Raw genomic sequence first — 14,624 nt, forward strand, 5'->3', positions numbered from 1 at the left:
CTGGCTGTTGCTGCTCTCGATCCGGCGCGTGCCGGCACTGAGCGTCAGGTCCGGAATGCGCTGGCTACGGGCGACCCGGACATTGGCGTCGGCGATCGAATAGTCGGCGGACGCCACGGCATAGGACAGCGTGCCTTCGATATTGATCGGGGCCGTGGGGCCGAAGACGCCGGTCCGGTCGAACCATGCCTGGTCGAGATCCCCGGCGATCGGCTGACCGATCAAGCGTTCCAGATTGCTCCGTGTGACCCCAACCGTCCGCTCGGCACGCTCGACGTCGGTGCGGGCATTGACCAACTGCACCTGCGCACGCTGCTCGTCGATCGGGGAGGTGGCGCCGACCATGACCCGGTCGGACGCAACGCGCAGCGCCTCCTCGGCGATGCGAAGCTGCTCGCGCGCCACGATCAGCCGCCGCTCTGCCGCGACCGCGACGATGTAGGCTTGCGTGACCCGCAGCCTCAGGTCCGCAATCGTGACGGCGGATTCGAGGCGCGCCCGGTCGAGGCGGGCATTCGCTACGCCGACTCGCGCGTTGCGCTTGCCGCCGAGTTCGAGTGGCAGTGCGAAGCCTACAGTGGTCTCGGACTCTCCGATCCCGCGATATGGACCGGTTCCGGCGACATTTTCCAACTCGACCGAGACGCTCGGATTGGGCCGCAGGCCGGCGACGGTTCGGCCTTGCTCGGCGGCACTGACGCCGGCTTCGGCTGCTTCGACATTGGGGGACGACACGCCGGCGAGCGTGAGCGCTTGATTCAGTGTGGTGACGTCACGCGCCTCTATCGGCGGTGCGGTCTGCGCCTGCGCAATTCCTGCGCAGGACGCCGCGGCGAGAAGCGCCGCGATGAGACGAGACATAAGTGGGATTCTCCCTGACGTTCGCAAAAAACCCCGCGCGCTAGGCACGCGGAGGGACGGCGAAGTCAGGCGATCGGAGGCCGCAGGTCGCGGTTGGGCGTGAATTCGACCGGCGGCGCGCTCGGCGCTATTCCGGCCTTCATCGTTGCACGCACGAATGGCATGGCAATCGGCTGCGTAACCGGAACGCCAAGCTCGTGGCTGTGGTTGAAATTGTGGTGGTGCGGCGTCGCCTTGTCGCTGTCGCCGGGAACCTCGTCGCCATCGCCTGGCGCGTGGCCGATGGCATCGCCATCGACGGCAGTGATGCAGCCCGCGGTCTCCGAGGCATAGGCGGCCGATGCCTGGAAACCCGACCAAAGCGTCAGGACCAGCATCAGGCTTGCGATCGAGGCGAGCAGCTTCCGCATTGGGCAGCCCTGTAGCCGATGGCGAGGTGGCACGAAAGAGTTTTTCCGCACGCTATTCGCCTGCCGTAGTCATTTTATTATGCGCGAATAGTTGATCGCGTCCGAACCGGCGCATGTTATTTCATCACCAAGCGTCATGCAGAGACTGTGTGTGACTCAACTTCACCTTTTGCTGGTGCACGCAACTCATTACTTGCTTGTTGCAGAATTTGCGCACCGCCGACCAGGCCAAGTGTTGCCATGACTGCAGCGACGGCAAGATCAGGCCATTGCGAACCGGTGCCAAAGACCCCCGCGGCGGCTGCCAGCACCGCTAGATTGCCGATCGCGTCGTTGCGCGAGCAGATCCAGACCGACCGCATGTTCGCGTCTCCCGAGCGGTACCGGTACAGCATCAGCGCGACCCCGCCATTGGCGACCAGCGCGATCGCGCCGACAATCCCCATCGTCTCCGCGCGCGGCACGCCGTCCCCCAGAGCAGCCAGCACCGACGTCACCAGCACATAGGCGCCGAACGCGAAGATCGTCGCGCCCTTCACGACCGCGGCGCGCGAGCGCCAGCGCAGCGCCATGCCGGCGACGCCCAGGCTGATCGCGTAGTTCGCGCTGTCGCCGAGAAAGTCGAGCGCGTCGGCCTGAAGCGCTCGGGAGCCCGAGGCGATGCCAGCGACGATCTCGCCGAGGAACATCGTCAGATTGACGGCGAGCGCGATCCACAGGACCGTCCGCCATCTCTTGTCGGCCCGGGGGTCGGTCGTCTCCGAAGCGCAGCTGCTGCAAACCATGTCGTTCACCTCGACGGGAGCGGTACGACGGCCCATATGGACCTTGAAGTCACTACAGGGTCAAGGCGATAATTCGGTGAAGATCGGCGAACTCGCCCGCGCGACGGGCACCAAGGTCGAGACGATACGCTTCTACGAGAAGATCGGCCTGCTACCGGCACCCGAGCGGACCGACGGCAATTATCGCGACTATTCGCATCCTCACCTCGCGCGGCTGTCGTTCGTGCGTCGGGCCCGCGATCTCGGCTTCACGCTCGACCAGGTCCGCGCCCTGCTCACTTTGGCCGACGACCGGGATCAGCCGTGCAGCGCCGTCGATGTCGTCGCCCGCGAACATCTGTCGCAGATCGACCGCAAGATCGCCGACCTTCAGGCGCTGCGGCGCGAGCTCGATGGCATCATCAGTCAATGCGGCCACGGCGCCATTTCCGAGTGCCGCATCATCGAAGCGCTCGGTCCGTCTGCCGCGACGCACTGATCGTCACCCGGTATTGGCTACGCAGCAGATGTCCCGGCGTCGGCGACACCGGCGCGGTCACGGCCGTTCCACCAGAAGCCGATGACGAGGATCGCCAGGGCGACAGCCTGCGCCAGCACGGTCTGCAGCGTGGGAAACAGGCCGAGGACCTCGATGCGCGGTACCCAGGCCCAGGGCTGGACGCCGATGATGCCGGCTTCCTGAAGTCCGGCCACGCCCTTGCCGGCAAGCACAACCGTCAGCACCGCGATCAGGATAGAGCTCCAGGCGAAGAACTTGGTGATCGGCAGACTGGTGCTGAAGCGCAGCATGGCCCATGCGATCAGCGCGAGCAGGCCGACCGCGGCCAGCGCCCCGGCGAGCAAGGCGACGCCATTCCCCTCCGCCCAGAGCGCGGCGTAGAAGAGGATCGTCTCGAACACCTCGCGGTACACGACGACGAATGCGAGGATGAACAGGAACCAGCCCGAACGACGGGAGAGCGCGTTCGTCATCTTCTCCTTGATGTATCGCTGCCAGGACTCGGCATTGCTCTTTCCGTGCATCCAGATCCCGACGGTCAGCAGGATGACCGCCGCGAACAGCGATCCGAACCCTTCGGTGAGCTCGCGGGACGCACCGCTGATGGCGATCAGGTAGGTGGCGGCGAACCAGGTCAGCACGCCTGCGGCGAGTGCTGCTATCCAGCCGCCATTGACGAAACCGACCATCTCTGGGCGGTCGGTCTTGCGCAAGAACGCGATCATCGCAACGACGATTAGCAAGGCTTCCAGGCCTTCGCGGAGCAGAACGCCGAAGGCCCCGAAGAAGGTCGCGGCGGCGCTGGCGCGGTCCGGCGAGAGCGCCGCTTCAGCCTCGCCGAACAGGACGGCGAGTTGCTTGTTCGAGGCCTCGACCTCGGCCAGCGGCCGGCCGGCACTGATCGCCGCGCGTAGATCGCCCATCGCGCCTTCGATCCGGGCCATCAGCGCGGCGTCGCGCGCCCGCAGGATCGGCTCGACCGGTTCGAACCCGTCGAGATAGGCCGAGAGTGCAAGATCGGAAGCGGCTTTCCGGTCGCCGGCAGCATAGGCCTTGAGGCTGGCGGCGAGGCGCTCGCGGGTCAGGCTGAGCGACCCGGTGGGTGCCGCGGCGATCGCCTCGGGATGACGGCGAAGATAGGCCGTGACGGCTTCGCCCTTGCCGGCCTCGAGATCGGCGGAGAGCGTTGCCGGGGTCGCGCCAATGAACGCCGCCAGATTGGGATAGCGGGCACGGATTGCCGCATTGTCGCGCCAGACTGCCTCGCCCTGTGCGGCTTGCGATTGGGGAAATGCGAAGCCGCCGACATAGAAGGCCAGAGCCCAGCGATCCTCGTTCGGCAAGGAATCGAAGCTGACCATTGCCGTGCCGTCGAGGCCCTGGGTGATGACCTGATAGAGTCCGAACAGGCTGCGCTGGCGCGCGCGCGTTTGATCGGTGAATGCGATCGGAGACGGATTGAGCTTGGCGGCGCTCGGCCCATGGCCGTCGCCGGCCGCGCCATGGCATGACGAGCAATTCTGCGCGTAGAGCGTCGCGCCGCGGCCGAGGTCCGGCATCGATGTCGGAGCCAGAGGTACGGGATAGGCCGCCAGCAAAGCCGCTGCGAGCGAACGCGCCTGAGACGCGACCGCGGCTGGATCGGCTTTCGCAGCGACCGAGGCGCGCAACTGATTGGCGCTTCGCAGCAGTCCCGCCTTCGCCGGCTTGTCCGGCAGCTGGCCTAACCGCGAGACGATTTGGCCCGCGAACTCGTTCATTTCGGCAAATTCGGATTGGCTGATGACGCGGCCGCCACCGACCGCGCCGCCATAATCGACCGCGACATAGTCGAGCAGCCGCCAAGTGGTCTGCACCTCTGCGTCATTCGCCCAGGCCGGACCCGCACAAAGCAGGGCCAACACCGCCATCAAGGCAAGCCAGCTCTGCCTGGTGATTGTCGAATAGGTGCGGAGGGAAGGCGCGATCGATATCAGGGCCATGGAAGCACTCTAGTTAAGAATGCTTCGCGTTATCGACCCTCGACCCACTAGAGGGTCAAGTGGATAATCGTCGGCCATCGGCCCGCGCGCGTTCATCGCGATGGCTGATCGGTGGACGGCAGGAGATTCAAGCCAGCGCTAGCGAGTCGCGATCACACCTTCCTGCGTCACTGTTGGTGGCACAAAGCAGGTTACGATCGGCGCGCTAGCCCGCCGAACCCTTCTAACCTTTCGCTAGGCTACGATGGCAGCAAGTTGCTGTTGCGCCGGTCGATTTTCGTCACTCCTTAGTCACTCCTGTCGCCGGAGCACCTCGCTTCGGCTCGAAGCCAGGGTGTCGATAAGTGACCGCAACGCCAGCTAGATCCGAAGCCTCGCGCCGCGGTGCGCGCATGCTGCGGACGGCGCTCGGCACCGCGATTGCTGTTTGGCTGGACGATCCCGAGATCGTCGAGGTCATGCTCAATCCCGATGGCCGGCTCTGGGTCGACCGCCTCGGCACCGGGCTCGCCGACACCGGAGAGATGGTCTCTGCCGCCGATGGCGAGCGGATCATCCGGCTGGTCGCACACCATGTCGGCAGCGAGGTCCATGGCCGCTCCCCGCGCGTGTCGGCCGAACTTCCGGAAACGGGCGAGCGCTTCGAAGGCCTGCTCCCGCCTGTGGTTACTGCGCCGGCCTTTGCCATTCGCAAGCCCGCAGTCGCCGTCTTCACGCTCGATGACTATGTGGCCGCGGGCATCATCTCATCCGGGCAATGCGCGTCGCTTCGCGCCAGCGTCGTCGGTCGCGAGAATATCCTGGTCGCGGGCGGCACTGGCACCGGCAAGACCACACTCACCAACGCGCTCCTTGCCGAGATTTCCGGCACCAGCGACCGCATCGTTCTGATCGAGGACACGCGCGAGCTGCAATGCACTGCGCCCAACCTGGTCGCGATGCGGACCAAGGAGGGTGTCGCGACGCTGTCCGACCTGGTGCGCTCGTCGTTGCGCTTGCGCCCGGACCGAATTCCGATCGGCGAAGTTCGCGGCGCCGAAGCGCTCGATCTCCTCAAGGCCTGGGGCACCGGTCATCCCGGCGGGTTCGGAACGATCCACGCCGGCACTGCCCTCGGCGCGCTGCGCCGGCTCGAGCAGCTGATCCAGGAGGCCGTCACCACCGTACCGCGCCCGCTGATCGCCGAGACCATCGGACTGATCGCGGTGCTGGTGCGCGACGGCGCCGGCCGGCGCCTCGCCGAGCTCGCCCGCGTCGAAGGGCTCGAACCCTCTGGCGAATACCGCCTCCATTTCCTTGACCACGGAGAAGTCGAATGAACGTCTCGCTTTCCGCCGCCCGCAATCGCGCGGCGGCCTTCACCACCTGTGCGCTGGTCGCGCTCGCTGCCGGCCCGGCGCACGCCTCCGGATCTTCGATGCCCTGGGAGAGCCCGCTCCAGTCGATCCTGGAGAGCATCGAAGGACCGGTCGCCAAGATCATCGCCGTGATCATTATCATCGTCACCGGGCTGACGCTGGCCTTTGGCGAGACGTCGGGCGGCTTCCGCCGCCTGATCCAGATCGTGTTTGGGCTGTCGATCGCGTTTGCCGCCAGCTCGTTCTTCCTCAGCTTCTTCAGCTTCGGCGGCGGGGCGCTGATCTGATGGAAACGCTCGATCCCGGAGGGGGCATTCCCGGCTATTTCGCGCCCGTCCACCGCGCGCTGACCGAGCAGATCCTGCTCGGCGGCGCACCGCGTTCGGTCGCGATCGTCAACGGCACGCTGGCAGGTGCGGTCGGGCTGGGGCTGCGGCTGTGGCTGGTCGGGCTGCTCATCTGGGCGGTGGGCCATGCGGCCGCCGTCTGGGCAGCGCGCCGGGATCCCCAGTTCCTCGAAGTCGGGCGGCGCCACATGCGCTATCCCGCCTTCCTGCGCGCGTGAGGCGGCGATGATGTTCCTCCGCGAATATCGTGCGCGCGGCACGACCCTCTCAGACTTCCTGCCCTGGGCTGCGCTGATCGCGCCGGGCGTCGTCCTCAACAAGGACGGCTCGTTCCAGCGGACCGCTTCCATCCGCGGGCCAGACCTGGACTCGGCGACGCCTGCGGAGCTGGTCGCAACCGCCGGACGTCTCAACAGCGCGCTGCGCCGGCTTGGGTCGGGGTGGGCGATCTTCTTCGAAGCCCAGCGAGTGCCCGCACTCGACTATCCCGACGATAGCTTTCCGGACCCGGCCTCGGCGCTGGTCGAGCGGGAACGCCGCGAGCAGTTCGCCGAGGAAGGTGCGCATTTCGAGAGCGCCTATTTCCTGACGCTGCAATGGATGCCGCCACCCGAAGATGCAGCCCGCGCGGAAGGGTGGCTTTACGAAGGGCGGTCGCGCAGCGGTGTCGATCCCCACGAGCTGCTCGCCAGTTTTGTCGATCGCAGCACGCGGCTGCTCCAGCTGCTCGAAGGGTTCGTGCCCGAAGCCCGCTGGCTCGATGACGGCGAAACGCTGACCTATCTACACGCTACGATTTCGACCAAGCGCCAGCGCGTCGGCGTGCCCGACATTCCGATGTACCTGGACTCGATACTGGCGGACGAGACGCTGGTCGGCGGGCTCGAGCCGAGGCTCGGCGGCCAGCATCTGCGCACGCTGACCGTCACCGGCTTTCCGAGCGCGACCTTTCCCGGCCTGCTCGACGACCTCAATCGGCTAGCCTTTCCGTATCGCTGGGTCACACGCGCGATCACGCTCGACAAGACCGATGCGACCAAGCTCCTTTCCCGCATCCGCCGCCAATGGTTCGCGAAGCGCAAGTCGATCGCCGCGATCCTCAAGGAAGTGATGACCAACGAGGCGTCGGTGCTGGTAGACAGCGACGCTTCCAACAAGGCGGCGGACGCTGATCTCGCCCTGCAGGAACTCGGTAGTGACGTCGTCGGCCAGGCCTATGTGACGGCGACCGTCAGCGTCTGGGACCCCGATCCTGGTATCGCCGCCGAGAAGCTCAGGCTGGTCGAGAAGGTCGTTCAGGGTCGCGACTTCACGGTGATTGCCGAAGGCATGAACGCGGTCGAGGCCTGGCTCGGGAGCCTGCCCGGCCATGTCTACGCCAATGTCCGCCAGCCGCCGATCTCGACGCTCAATCTCGCGCATATGGTCCCGCTCTCGGCCGTCTGGGCGGGGCCGGCACGCGATGAGCATTTTGATGCCCCGCCGCTGTTCTTCGCGCGCACTGAAGGTTCGACGCCGTTTCGCTTCTCGCTCCATGTCGGCGATGTCGGCCACATGCTGATCGTCGGACCGACCGGTGCCGGCAAATCGGTGCTGCTGGCACTGATGGCGATGCAGTTCCGCCGCTACGAGAATGCGCAGATCTTCGCGTTCGACTTTGGCGGATCGATCCGCGCGGCCGCGCTGGCGATGGGCGGAGACTGGCAGGACCTCGGCCATGCGCCGCAAGACGAGAGTGCGCATGGCGTCCGGCTGCAACCGCTCGCCCGGATCGACGATCTCGCCGAGCGCAGCTGGGCGGCAGAATGGCTCGCTGCCATCCTCACGTCCGAAGGCGTTCCGCTAGATCCTCAGGCCAAGGAGCATCTCTGGGCTGCGCTGAACTCTCTCGCATCGGCACCGGTGCCGGAGCGGACGCTGACCGGCCTGGCCGTGCTGCTCCAGTCGCAGCAGCTTAAACAGGCGCTTGGCCCCTATTGCGTCGGTGGCCCGCACGGCCAGCTGCTCGATGCGGAATCCGAGCATCTGGGTAAGGCGCGTGTCCAGGCGTTCGAGACCGAGGGACTGGTCGGAAGCGCGGCCGCGCCCGCCGTCCTCTCCTATCTGTTCCACCGGATCGAAGCCCATCTCACCGGCGCGCCCACGATGATCATCATCGACGAGGGCTGGCTGGTTCTGGACAGCCCTGCCTTTGCCCAGCAGCTCCGCGAATGGCTGAAGACTCTGCGCAAGAAGAATGCGAGCGTCGTATTCGCGACTCAGAGCCTCGCCGATATCGAGACGTCGGCGATCGCGCCGGCGATCGTCGAGAGCTGTCCGACCCGCATCTTCCTGCCCAATGAGCGTGCGTTCGAGCCGCAGATCGCCGCGATCTATCGCCGGTTCGGCCTGAACGACCGCCAGATCGAGATCCTGGCCCGGGCCACGCCCAAGCGCGACTATTACTGTCAGTCCCGCCGCGGCAACCGCCTGTTCGATTTGGGGTTGGGCGAGGTCGCGCTCGCCTTCGCCGCCGCTTCGTCACGCACCGACCAGCGCCGCATCGCCGAACTTCTCGAAGCCCATGGCCGCGCGGGCTTTGCGCCTGCGTGGCTGCGCGCCCGCGGTCTCGATTGGGCCGCGGATCTTCTCCCCCTCACTGCCCAGGAGTAAAGTCCATGCGTATCTCGTCGCTCCGCCGCCTCGCGCTGTCCACCGGCACCGCGATGCTGCTCGGCTTCGCCGCCGCCCCCGCCCATGCCCAGTTTGGTGGCGTCGTCTACGACCCAACCAACTATTCGCAGAATGTGCTGACCGCCGCCCGGACGCTCGAGCAGATCAACAACCAGATCAAGTCGCTCCAGAACGAGGCACAGGCGCTGATCAACGATGCCAGGAATTTGGCGTCGCTGCCCACCTCCGCGCTGGCCGAGCTCCAGTCGCAGGTGCGCGCCACCCAGCAGCTGCTCAGCAACGCGCAGCGCATCGCCTATTCGGTCCAGTCGATCGATCAGGCCTTCACCAGCCGGTATCGCGGCGCTCCGATGTCGGCGACCGACAAGGCCCTGGTCGACAATGCCCGTGCGCGCTGGGAAGACACCGTCGCCGGGTTCGAGGATGCGCTGAAGGTACAGGCCGGCGTGGTCGGCAACATCGAGGGCTCCCGCGACGCGATGGACCGGATCGTCGGCTCCAGCCAGTCAGCGTCGGGTGCATTGCAGGCGGCGCAGGCTGGCAATCAGCTGCTCGCGCTCCAGGCCCGCCAACTCGCCGACCTGACGGCGGTCGTTGCGGCGCAGGGTCGCGCCCAGGCGCTCGAGGCATCGCAGCGCGCTGCCGCCCAGGACCAGGCCCGCGAGCAGTTGCGCCGCTTCCTCGCACCGGGCACCGGCTATCGGCCGACCCCGGCACAGATGTTCCACCGCTGAGGCGATGGCGGTGAACATCCGGCTCCCCGCACGCATCGGTGCATACGCCTGCCTTGGCGTGGCGCTCGCAATGGGCCTGCTTGCCTTGCGCGAGGGGCCGAAGCCCTCACCGCCACCCTCGAACCTCTCGACCGACCTGCCCACAGACCCGCTCCAGGCGAAACTCCGGAGCTGCCAATTGGCCGGGCAGGCGGCGGGCTCGGACCCGGGCTGCCTGGCAGCCTGGGCCGAGAACCGCCAGCGGTTCCTCGGGCACCGGCCAACGCCTCTGGCGGAACCGGTGCACGGCGAGGCGACGGGCAAGTCTTCCGAGCCGGCGATCCCCGCAAATGGCGTGGTCCCCAATTCTCAGCAGGAGCAGTGACATGGGCGGCACAGGCGTCGTCGACCGGTTCCTGGAGGTCTTTACCTCCTACATCGACTCCGGGTTCGGTCTCCTCCAAGGCGAGGTCGCCTTCCTAGCGACGACGCTGATCGTCATCGACGTGACGCTGGCCGCGCTGTTCTGGACCTTCGGCGAGGGCGACGACATCGTCGCCCGGCTCGTCAAGAAGACGCTGTTCGTCGGCATCTTCGCCTACATCATCGGCAACTGGAACATGCTCGCGAGGATCGTCTTCGAGAGCTTCGCGGGCCTGGGGCTGAAAGCGTCCGGCACCAGCTTCACGACCGCCGAACTGCTTCAGCCGGGGCGGGTCGCGCAGGTCGGGCTAGACGCCGGCCGACCGATCCTGGACTCGATCTCCGGGCTGATGGGCTACATCAGCTTCTTCGAGAATTTCATCCAGATCGTCGTCCTGCTGTTCGCCTGGGTGATCGTCCTGCTCGCCTTCTTCGTGCTGGCGGTGCAGCTCTTCATCACGCTCATTGAATTCAAGCTGACGGTGCTGTGCGGCTTCGTGCTGATCCCGTTCGGCCTGTTCGGCAAGACCGCCTTCATGGCCGAGCGCGTGCTTGGCAACGTTGTATCGTCGGGGATCAAGGTCCTGGTGCTCGCGGTCATCGTCGGCATCGGCTCGACCCTTTTCTCCGAATTCACCAACGCCATTGGCAATGCGCAGCCGACGATCGAGGACGCTATGGCAATCGTCCTCGGCGCGCTCTGCCTGCTCGGGCTCGGCATTTTCGGACCGGGCATCGCCAGCGGCATCGTCTCGGGCGGCCCGCAGCTGGGCGCTGGTGCCGCTGCCGGCACGGCACTGGCAGCAGGCGGCGTTATCGCCGCGGGTGCCGCCGCAGGCGGTGCCGCGATGGGGGCTGCAGGCGGTGCGCTTGCCGGTGCCGGCCGCACGGTCAGCACTGCCGCCAGCGCCTATCGCGCCGGTGCCGAAGGCAAGTCTGGCATAGCCGGCGTCGCATCGGGTCTGGGCAATGTCGGACGCACTGCGGCCAGCAGCGCCATGTCTCCGCTTCGCCGGGCGGCGGGAAGCGGCACCGGCGGGCCAAGCGGCGGAGGCGGTGGCGGCACCACAGGTTCAGGCGGTGCGGCGGGAACGGCTCCGACACCTGCTCCCGTCGAACGCGACTCCGGTGGCGTCCCGAAGCCGCAAGCCGGACCTGGTCCGGTCGAGCGCGACAGTGGCGGCGTCCCATTACCCCAGACCGAAGCCCCTGAGGCAGGATCGGCATCGGCACCGCCCGATAGCAGTGCAACCGAGGCCGGGGCCGCCGCGGCCAGCGCGCCACGCAGCGAACCGCCTGCCTGGGCAAAGTCGATGCGCCGCCATCAGGCGATCGTCCATGGTGCCACCGTCGCAACCCACACGCTGCGCGGCGGCGACAGCCGCGGCCCCGGGGCCTCCGTCAGCGTCACCGACAAGGAGTAGAATGCCATGTTTCGCCGATCGACCGTGCGCTACGGCGCAACGCCGGAGCCCGAGACTCCCTATCAGCGCGCGGGCCAGCAATGGGATGACCGCATCGGCTCCGGCCGTGTCCAGGCCCATAGCTGGCGGCTCGCCTGCTTTGCATCGCTTGCGCTCCTCGCCCTGACCATTGCCGGCCTGATCGGAATGGCGATGCGCGGCACGATCACCCCGTGGATCGTCCAGGTCGACAAGCTGGGCGAAGCCCAGGCCGTCGCGCCGGCCGAGGCCGACTATCGCCCGAGCGACCCGCAAATCGCTTTCCACCTGGCGCGCTTCATCGAGAATGTGCGTGGCATCCCGGCCGATCCGGTGGTGCTGCGCCAGAGCTGGCTCAGGGCCTATGAATTCACCACCGCCAAGGGCGCGCTCGCGCTCAACGACTATGCCCGCAACAACGACCCGTTCACGCAGGTCGGCAAGGTCCAGGTGGCCGTCGACGTCTCGAGCGTGATCCGCGCCTCGGACAACAGCTTCCGGATATCGTGGACCGAGCGCCGATATCAGGACGGCAGCCTTGCCGCGACCGAGCGCTGGTCGGCGATCGCGACCGTGGTGATCCAGACGCCCCGCACGCCCGATGCGCTGCGCAAGAACCCGCTCGGCGTGTTCGTCAATGCCCTCAACTGGTCAAAGGAGCTTTCGCAATGACCCCCATCCGCTTGGCCCTGCTGCTGGCGAGCATGCCGCTCGCCGCCTGCACTGCCTCCCACGCGCAGACCCCGCCACTTGCGTTCGACTCAGCACCGGCTGCAGTGCCGGAACCCGACCGGCCCAAGGCGGTCGAGATCGTGCGCATCCCCGAACCGTTGCCGCTTCCCGGCCAATTGAAGCCGATGATGGCATCGACCGTGCCCGAGGCTGCCGATCCCAGAACGCGTGTCGGCACTGCGAACGCGGCCGCGCGCATGCAACCGGTTCGCGAGGGTTTCCTCAACGCGATCCAGCTCTACCCTTGGGCTGAAGGCGCGCTATACCAGCTATACGCCGCACCGGGGCAGGTAACCGATATCGCGCTCCAGGAAGGCGAACAGCTGGTCGGGCCAGGTCCGGTCGCTGCCGGTGACACAGTGCGCTGGATCATCGGCGACACGGTCAGCGGCACGGGCGCGGGTCAGCGCGTCCACATTCTCGTCAAGCCGACCCGGAGTGGCCTCGTCACCAATCTGGTCATCAATACCGACCGCCGCACATACCATGTTGAGCTACGATCGACCCCCGACACCTATATGGCCTCGGTGTCGTGGACCTATCCACAGGACGCATTGATCGCGCTCGCGGCACGGAACCGCGAGGCCGCGGCCGTGGCTCCGGTCGTGCCCGGCATCGATATCGACGCGCTCAATTTCCAATATCGCGTCGAAGGCGACCGTCCGGCATGGCGTCCGCTGCGCGCGTTCGACGATGGCCGCCAGGTGTTCATCGAGCTGCCGCCGGGCATCGGCCAGAGCGACCTCCCGCCGCTGTTTATCGCCGGAGCCAAGGGTGAGGGCGAATTGGTCAACTACCGTGTCCGCGGACGCTATCTGGTAGTCGATCGACTGTTCGACGGTGCCGAGATGCGCCTGAGCGTCGGCAAGTCCGATCAGCGCGTCCGCATCCTACGTCAGACGGTCGCGCGCCGGGAGCAATCCAAATGACCGCGTCCGCCGAACCGGCCCCGATCAGCCCGGCGGATCTCCGGCTGCGCGGTGACCCTCCGCGCGTGATGCGGCTTTCGCGCAAGGCTTTGGCAGGCGTAGGATTGGTCGCCACCGCCGGGATCGGCGGGGCGCTGATCTACGCCCTCCAGCCCGCGGCGCCGAAGAACCAGACGGAGCTTTATGCGACCGACAATCGCGCCACGGACAGCCTTGCCGGCGCGCCGAAGGACTATTCGCAAGTGCCCAAGCTCGGCCCGCCGCTTCCGGGCGATCTTGGCCGCCCGATCCTTTCCGCGCAACAACGCGGCGTCGACGCCTTGCCGCCGCCGATCGGCGCGCCTTCGTCGCCCCCGTCAACGGGTGCGAACGCCGCCCTGGCCGCGCGGGATCGAGTGCGACAGGAGCGAGACGCCGCCAGAACCAGCAAGGTCTTCGCAGGCGGAGAAAGCACGTCCCCGTCGATCGCAACGGCCGCACCGCAGCCATTGGTTTTGCCTGCTGCTCAAAGCGCGGTCCCGGTACCCACTCCGTCGAGCGCTGCCGCGACGGATCAGGGAGGGAAGCGTGACTTTCTTCGTCAGACTGACCAGGGGCCGACCGAAAGCAGCTATCGCATCGTTCAGCCGAGCTCGCCCTATATGGTGCAGGCGGGGAGCGTCATCTCCGCTGCCCTGATCACGGGCATACGCTCCGACCTGCCGGGAACGATCACCGCCCAGGTGACCCAGAATGTCTATGACAGCGTGACCGGCAAGTATCTGCTGATTCCGCAGGGCAGCCGGCTGATCGGCGAATATGACTCGCAGGTATCGTTCGGCCAGAATCGTGTGCTCCTCGCCTGGGATCGCCTCATCCTGCCCGATGGCGGTTCGATCCAGCTCGACCGGCTGCCGGGCGCTGATGCCGCGGGCTATTCGGGCCTCCAGGACCGGGTGAACCAGCATTGGGGCGGAATGCTACGTGCCGCGCTGATCTCGACCCTACTCAGTGTCGGCACCGAGGTAGGCAGCAGCGATGATGACGATCTTGTCCGAGCCGTGCGGCAGGGCACCTCGCAATCGATCGGCCGGACCGGCCAGGATCTGGTTCGGCGCCAGATGGGGGTGCAGCCGACGCTTACAATCCGGCCGGGATTCCAGCTTCGCGTAATCGTCACGCGCGACATCGTGATCGCGCCAAGCGACGGAGGTTCGAAATGACGCTCAAGCTCGGTCCGATCGCGAACGACAAGCCGGTCAGAATGACGCTCGAGATACCCGCCGATGTCCATCGCGACCTTATTGCCTATGCCGAGGCGCATGCCGCGGCGACGGGTGAGGCATCGCAGGGTCCCGCGAAGCTGATTGTGCCGATGTTGACGCTTTTCATGGCAAGTGATCGCGAGTTCGCGAAGTTGAGGCGCCAACGTCCCGCAAACAGTTGATGCTGGAAGCGTTACGCTGAGGCAGGCGTTAGGTGATCGACTTG

The 14,624-nt window shown here is 66.6% G+C and carries 16 protein-coding genes; 12 read left to right on the forward strand and 4 right to left on the reverse strand.

Annotated elements, in window-relative coordinates; all coding sequences use genetic code 11:
• The 3 genes from BGP17_RS20435 to BGP17_RS20445 all read right to left on the reverse strand — a co-directional run.
• Positions 1 to 861, reverse strand: an 861-nt coding sequence (locus BGP17_RS20435) for a TolC family protein (protein WP_286713397.1), incomplete at its 3' end; no start/stop codon positions are given.
• A 65-nt stretch (positions 862 to 926) separates the two neighbouring features.
• Positions 927 to 1,271 carry a hypothetical protein gene (locus tag BGP17_RS20440; RefSeq protein ID WP_286713398.1) on the reverse strand — a complete coding sequence of 115 codons (345 nt, stop codon included), beginning with the start codon at positions 1,269 to 1,271 and terminating at the stop codon, positions 927 to 929.
• Between the two features lie 134 nt (positions 1,272 to 1,405).
• The gene (locus tag BGP17_RS20445) at positions 1,406 to 2,056 is read right to left on the reverse strand and encodes a cation efflux transmembrane domain-containing protein (RefSeq protein ID WP_286713434.1); all 651 of its coding nucleotides are present in this window, start codon (positions 2,054 to 2,056) and stop codon (positions 1,406 to 1,408) included.
• A gap of 76 nt (positions 2,057 to 2,132) precedes the next feature.
• Here BGP17_RS20445 and BGP17_RS20450 point away from each other — a divergent pair, with 76 nt between their 5' ends.
• On the forward strand, positions 2,133 to 2,534 hold the full coding sequence (locus tag BGP17_RS20450) for a MerR family transcriptional regulator (RefSeq protein ID WP_286713399.1): 402 nt from the start codon (positions 2,133 to 2,135) through the stop codon (positions 2,532 to 2,534).
• A 17-nt stretch (positions 2,535 to 2,551) separates the two neighbouring features.
• On the opposite strand, the gene BGP17_RS20455 is transcribed toward BGP17_RS20450, so the two are convergent.
• Positions 2,552 to 4,465, reverse strand: a complete 1,914-nt coding sequence (locus BGP17_RS20455) for a cytochrome c/FTR1 family iron permease (protein ID WP_286713435.1) — start codon at positions 4,463 to 4,465, stop codon at positions 2,552 to 2,554.
• Between the two features lie 416 nt (positions 4,466 to 4,881).
• Here BGP17_RS20455 and trbB point away from each other — a divergent pair, with 416 nt between their 5' ends.
• From trbB to BGP17_RS20510, 11 genes are read left to right on the forward strand one after another with little or no spacing between them, the layout of a single operon-like run.
• A complete protein-coding gene (gene trbB / locus BGP17_RS20460; protein ID WP_286713400.1) occupies positions 4,882 to 5,856 on the forward strand; it encodes a P-type conjugative transfer ATPase TrbB in 975 nt (324 codons plus the stop codon).
• The gene (locus BGP17_RS20465) at positions 5,853 to 6,182 is read left to right on the forward strand and encodes a TrbC/VirB2 family type IV secretion system protein (RefSeq protein ID WP_286713402.1); all 330 of its coding nucleotides are present in this window, start codon (positions 5,853 to 5,855) and stop codon (positions 6,180 to 6,182) included. The genes trbB and BGP17_RS20465 overlap by 4 nt, the downstream gene beginning before the upstream one ends.
• Positions 6,182 to 6,460, forward strand: a complete 279-nt coding sequence (locus tag BGP17_RS20470; RefSeq protein ID WP_286713404.1) for a VirB3 family type IV secretion system protein — start codon at positions 6,182 to 6,184, stop codon at positions 6,458 to 6,460. The genes BGP17_RS20465 and BGP17_RS20470 overlap by 1 nt, the downstream gene beginning before the upstream one ends.
• Before the next feature lie 7 nt (positions 6,461 to 6,467).
• Positions 6,468 to 8,894: a conjugal transfer protein TrbE gene (trbE, locus tag BGP17_RS20475; RefSeq protein ID WP_286713405.1), complete on the forward strand. Its 2,427-nt coding sequence runs from the start codon at positions 6,468 to 6,470 to the stop codon at positions 8,892 to 8,894.
• A 5-nt stretch (positions 8,895 to 8,899) separates the two neighbouring features.
• The gene (gene trbJ, locus BGP17_RS20480; protein WP_286713407.1) at positions 8,900 to 9,649 is read left to right on the forward strand and encodes a P-type conjugative transfer protein TrbJ; all 750 of its coding nucleotides are present in this window, start codon (positions 8,900 to 8,902) and stop codon (positions 9,647 to 9,649) included.
• A gap of 10 nt (positions 9,650 to 9,659) precedes the next feature.
• On the forward strand, positions 9,660 to 10,013 hold the full coding sequence (trbK-alt, locus tag BGP17_RS20485; protein WP_286713408.1) for a putative entry exclusion protein TrbK-alt: 354 nt from the start codon (positions 9,660 to 9,662) through the stop codon (positions 10,011 to 10,013).
• Position 10,014: 1 nt separating this feature from the next.
• Positions 10,015 to 11,475: a P-type conjugative transfer protein TrbL gene (gene trbL, locus BGP17_RS20490; RefSeq protein WP_286713410.1), complete on the forward strand. Its 1,461-nt coding sequence runs from the start codon at positions 10,015 to 10,017 to the stop codon at positions 11,473 to 11,475.
• A 6-nt stretch (positions 11,476 to 11,481) separates the two neighbouring features.
• On the forward strand, positions 11,482 to 12,165 hold the full coding sequence (trbF, locus tag BGP17_RS20495) for a conjugal transfer protein TrbF (RefSeq protein ID WP_286713411.1): 684 nt from the start codon (positions 11,482 to 11,484) through the stop codon (positions 12,163 to 12,165).
• On the forward strand, positions 12,162 to 13,154 hold the full coding sequence (gene trbG / locus BGP17_RS20500; RefSeq protein ID WP_286713413.1) for a P-type conjugative transfer protein TrbG: 993 nt from the start codon (positions 12,162 to 12,164) through the stop codon (positions 13,152 to 13,154). Before trbF ends, trbG begins: the two co-directional genes overlap by 4 nt.
• On the forward strand, positions 13,151 to 14,356 hold the full coding sequence (locus BGP17_RS20505) for a TraB/TrbI/VirB10 family type IV secretion system protein (RefSeq protein WP_286713415.1): 1,206 nt from the start codon (positions 13,151 to 13,153) through the stop codon (positions 14,354 to 14,356). Before trbG ends, BGP17_RS20505 begins: the two co-directional genes overlap by 4 nt.
• On the forward strand, positions 14,353 to 14,580 hold the full coding sequence (locus BGP17_RS20510) for a DUF2274 domain-containing protein (protein ID WP_286713417.1): 228 nt from the start codon (positions 14,353 to 14,355) through the stop codon (positions 14,578 to 14,580). The genes BGP17_RS20505 and BGP17_RS20510 overlap by 4 nt, the downstream gene beginning before the upstream one ends.
• The last annotated feature ends 44 nt before the right edge of the window (positions 14,581 to 14,624 follow it).

The sequence above is a fragment of the Sphingomonas sp. 67-41 genome (assembly GCF_001899725.1).
In the GTDB taxonomy this organism is placed as follows: Bacteria; Pseudomonadota; Alphaproteobacteria; order Sphingomonadales; family Sphingomonadaceae; genus Sphingomonas; species Sphingomonas leidyi.

Excerpts from the sequence above, each read along its gene's own strand:
- BGP17_RS20465 (WP_286713402.1), top strand. The coding sequence starts at position 5,853 with ATGAACGTCTCGCTTTCCGCCGCCCGCAATCGCGCGGCGGCCTTCACC.
- BGP17_RS20440 (WP_286713398.1), bottom strand. The coding sequence starts at position 1,271 with ATGCGGAAGCTGCTCGCCTCGATCGCAAGCCTGATGCTGGTCCTGACG.
- BGP17_RS20455 (WP_286713435.1), bottom strand. The coding sequence starts at position 4,465 with ATGGCGGTGTTGGCCCTGCTTTGTGCGGGTCCGGCCTGGGCGAATGAC.
- BGP17_RS20445 (WP_286713434.1), bottom strand. The coding sequence starts at position 2,056 with ATGGTTTGCAGCAGCTGCGCTTCGGAGACGACCGACCCCCGGGCCGAC.
- BGP17_RS20510 (WP_286713417.1), top strand. The coding sequence starts at position 14,353 with ATGACGCTCAAGCTCGGTCCGATCGCGAACGACAAGCCGGTCAGAATG.
- trbG (WP_286713413.1), top strand. The coding sequence starts at position 12,162 with ATGACCCCCATCCGCTTGGCCCTGCTGCTGGCGAGCATGCCGCTCGCC.
- BGP17_RS20470 (WP_286713404.1), top strand. The coding sequence starts at position 6,182 with ATGGAAACGCTCGATCCCGGAGGGGGCATTCCCGGCTATTTCGCGCCC.
- trbJ (WP_286713407.1), top strand. The coding sequence starts at position 8,900 with ATGCGTATCTCGTCGCTCCGCCGCCTCGCGCTGTCCACCGGCACCGCG.
- BGP17_RS20505 (WP_286713415.1), top strand. The coding sequence starts at position 13,151 with ATGACCGCGTCCGCCGAACCGGCCCCGATCAGCCCGGCGGATCTCCGG.
- trbL (WP_286713410.1), top strand. The coding sequence starts at position 10,015 with ATGGGCGGCACAGGCGTCGTCGACCGGTTCCTGGAGGTCTTTACCTCC.
- trbF (WP_286713411.1), top strand. The coding sequence starts at position 11,482 with ATGTTTCGCCGATCGACCGTGCGCTACGGCGCAACGCCGGAGCCCGAG.
- trbE (WP_286713405.1), top strand. The coding sequence starts at position 6,468 with ATGATGTTCCTCCGCGAATATCGTGCGCGCGGCACGACCCTCTCAGAC.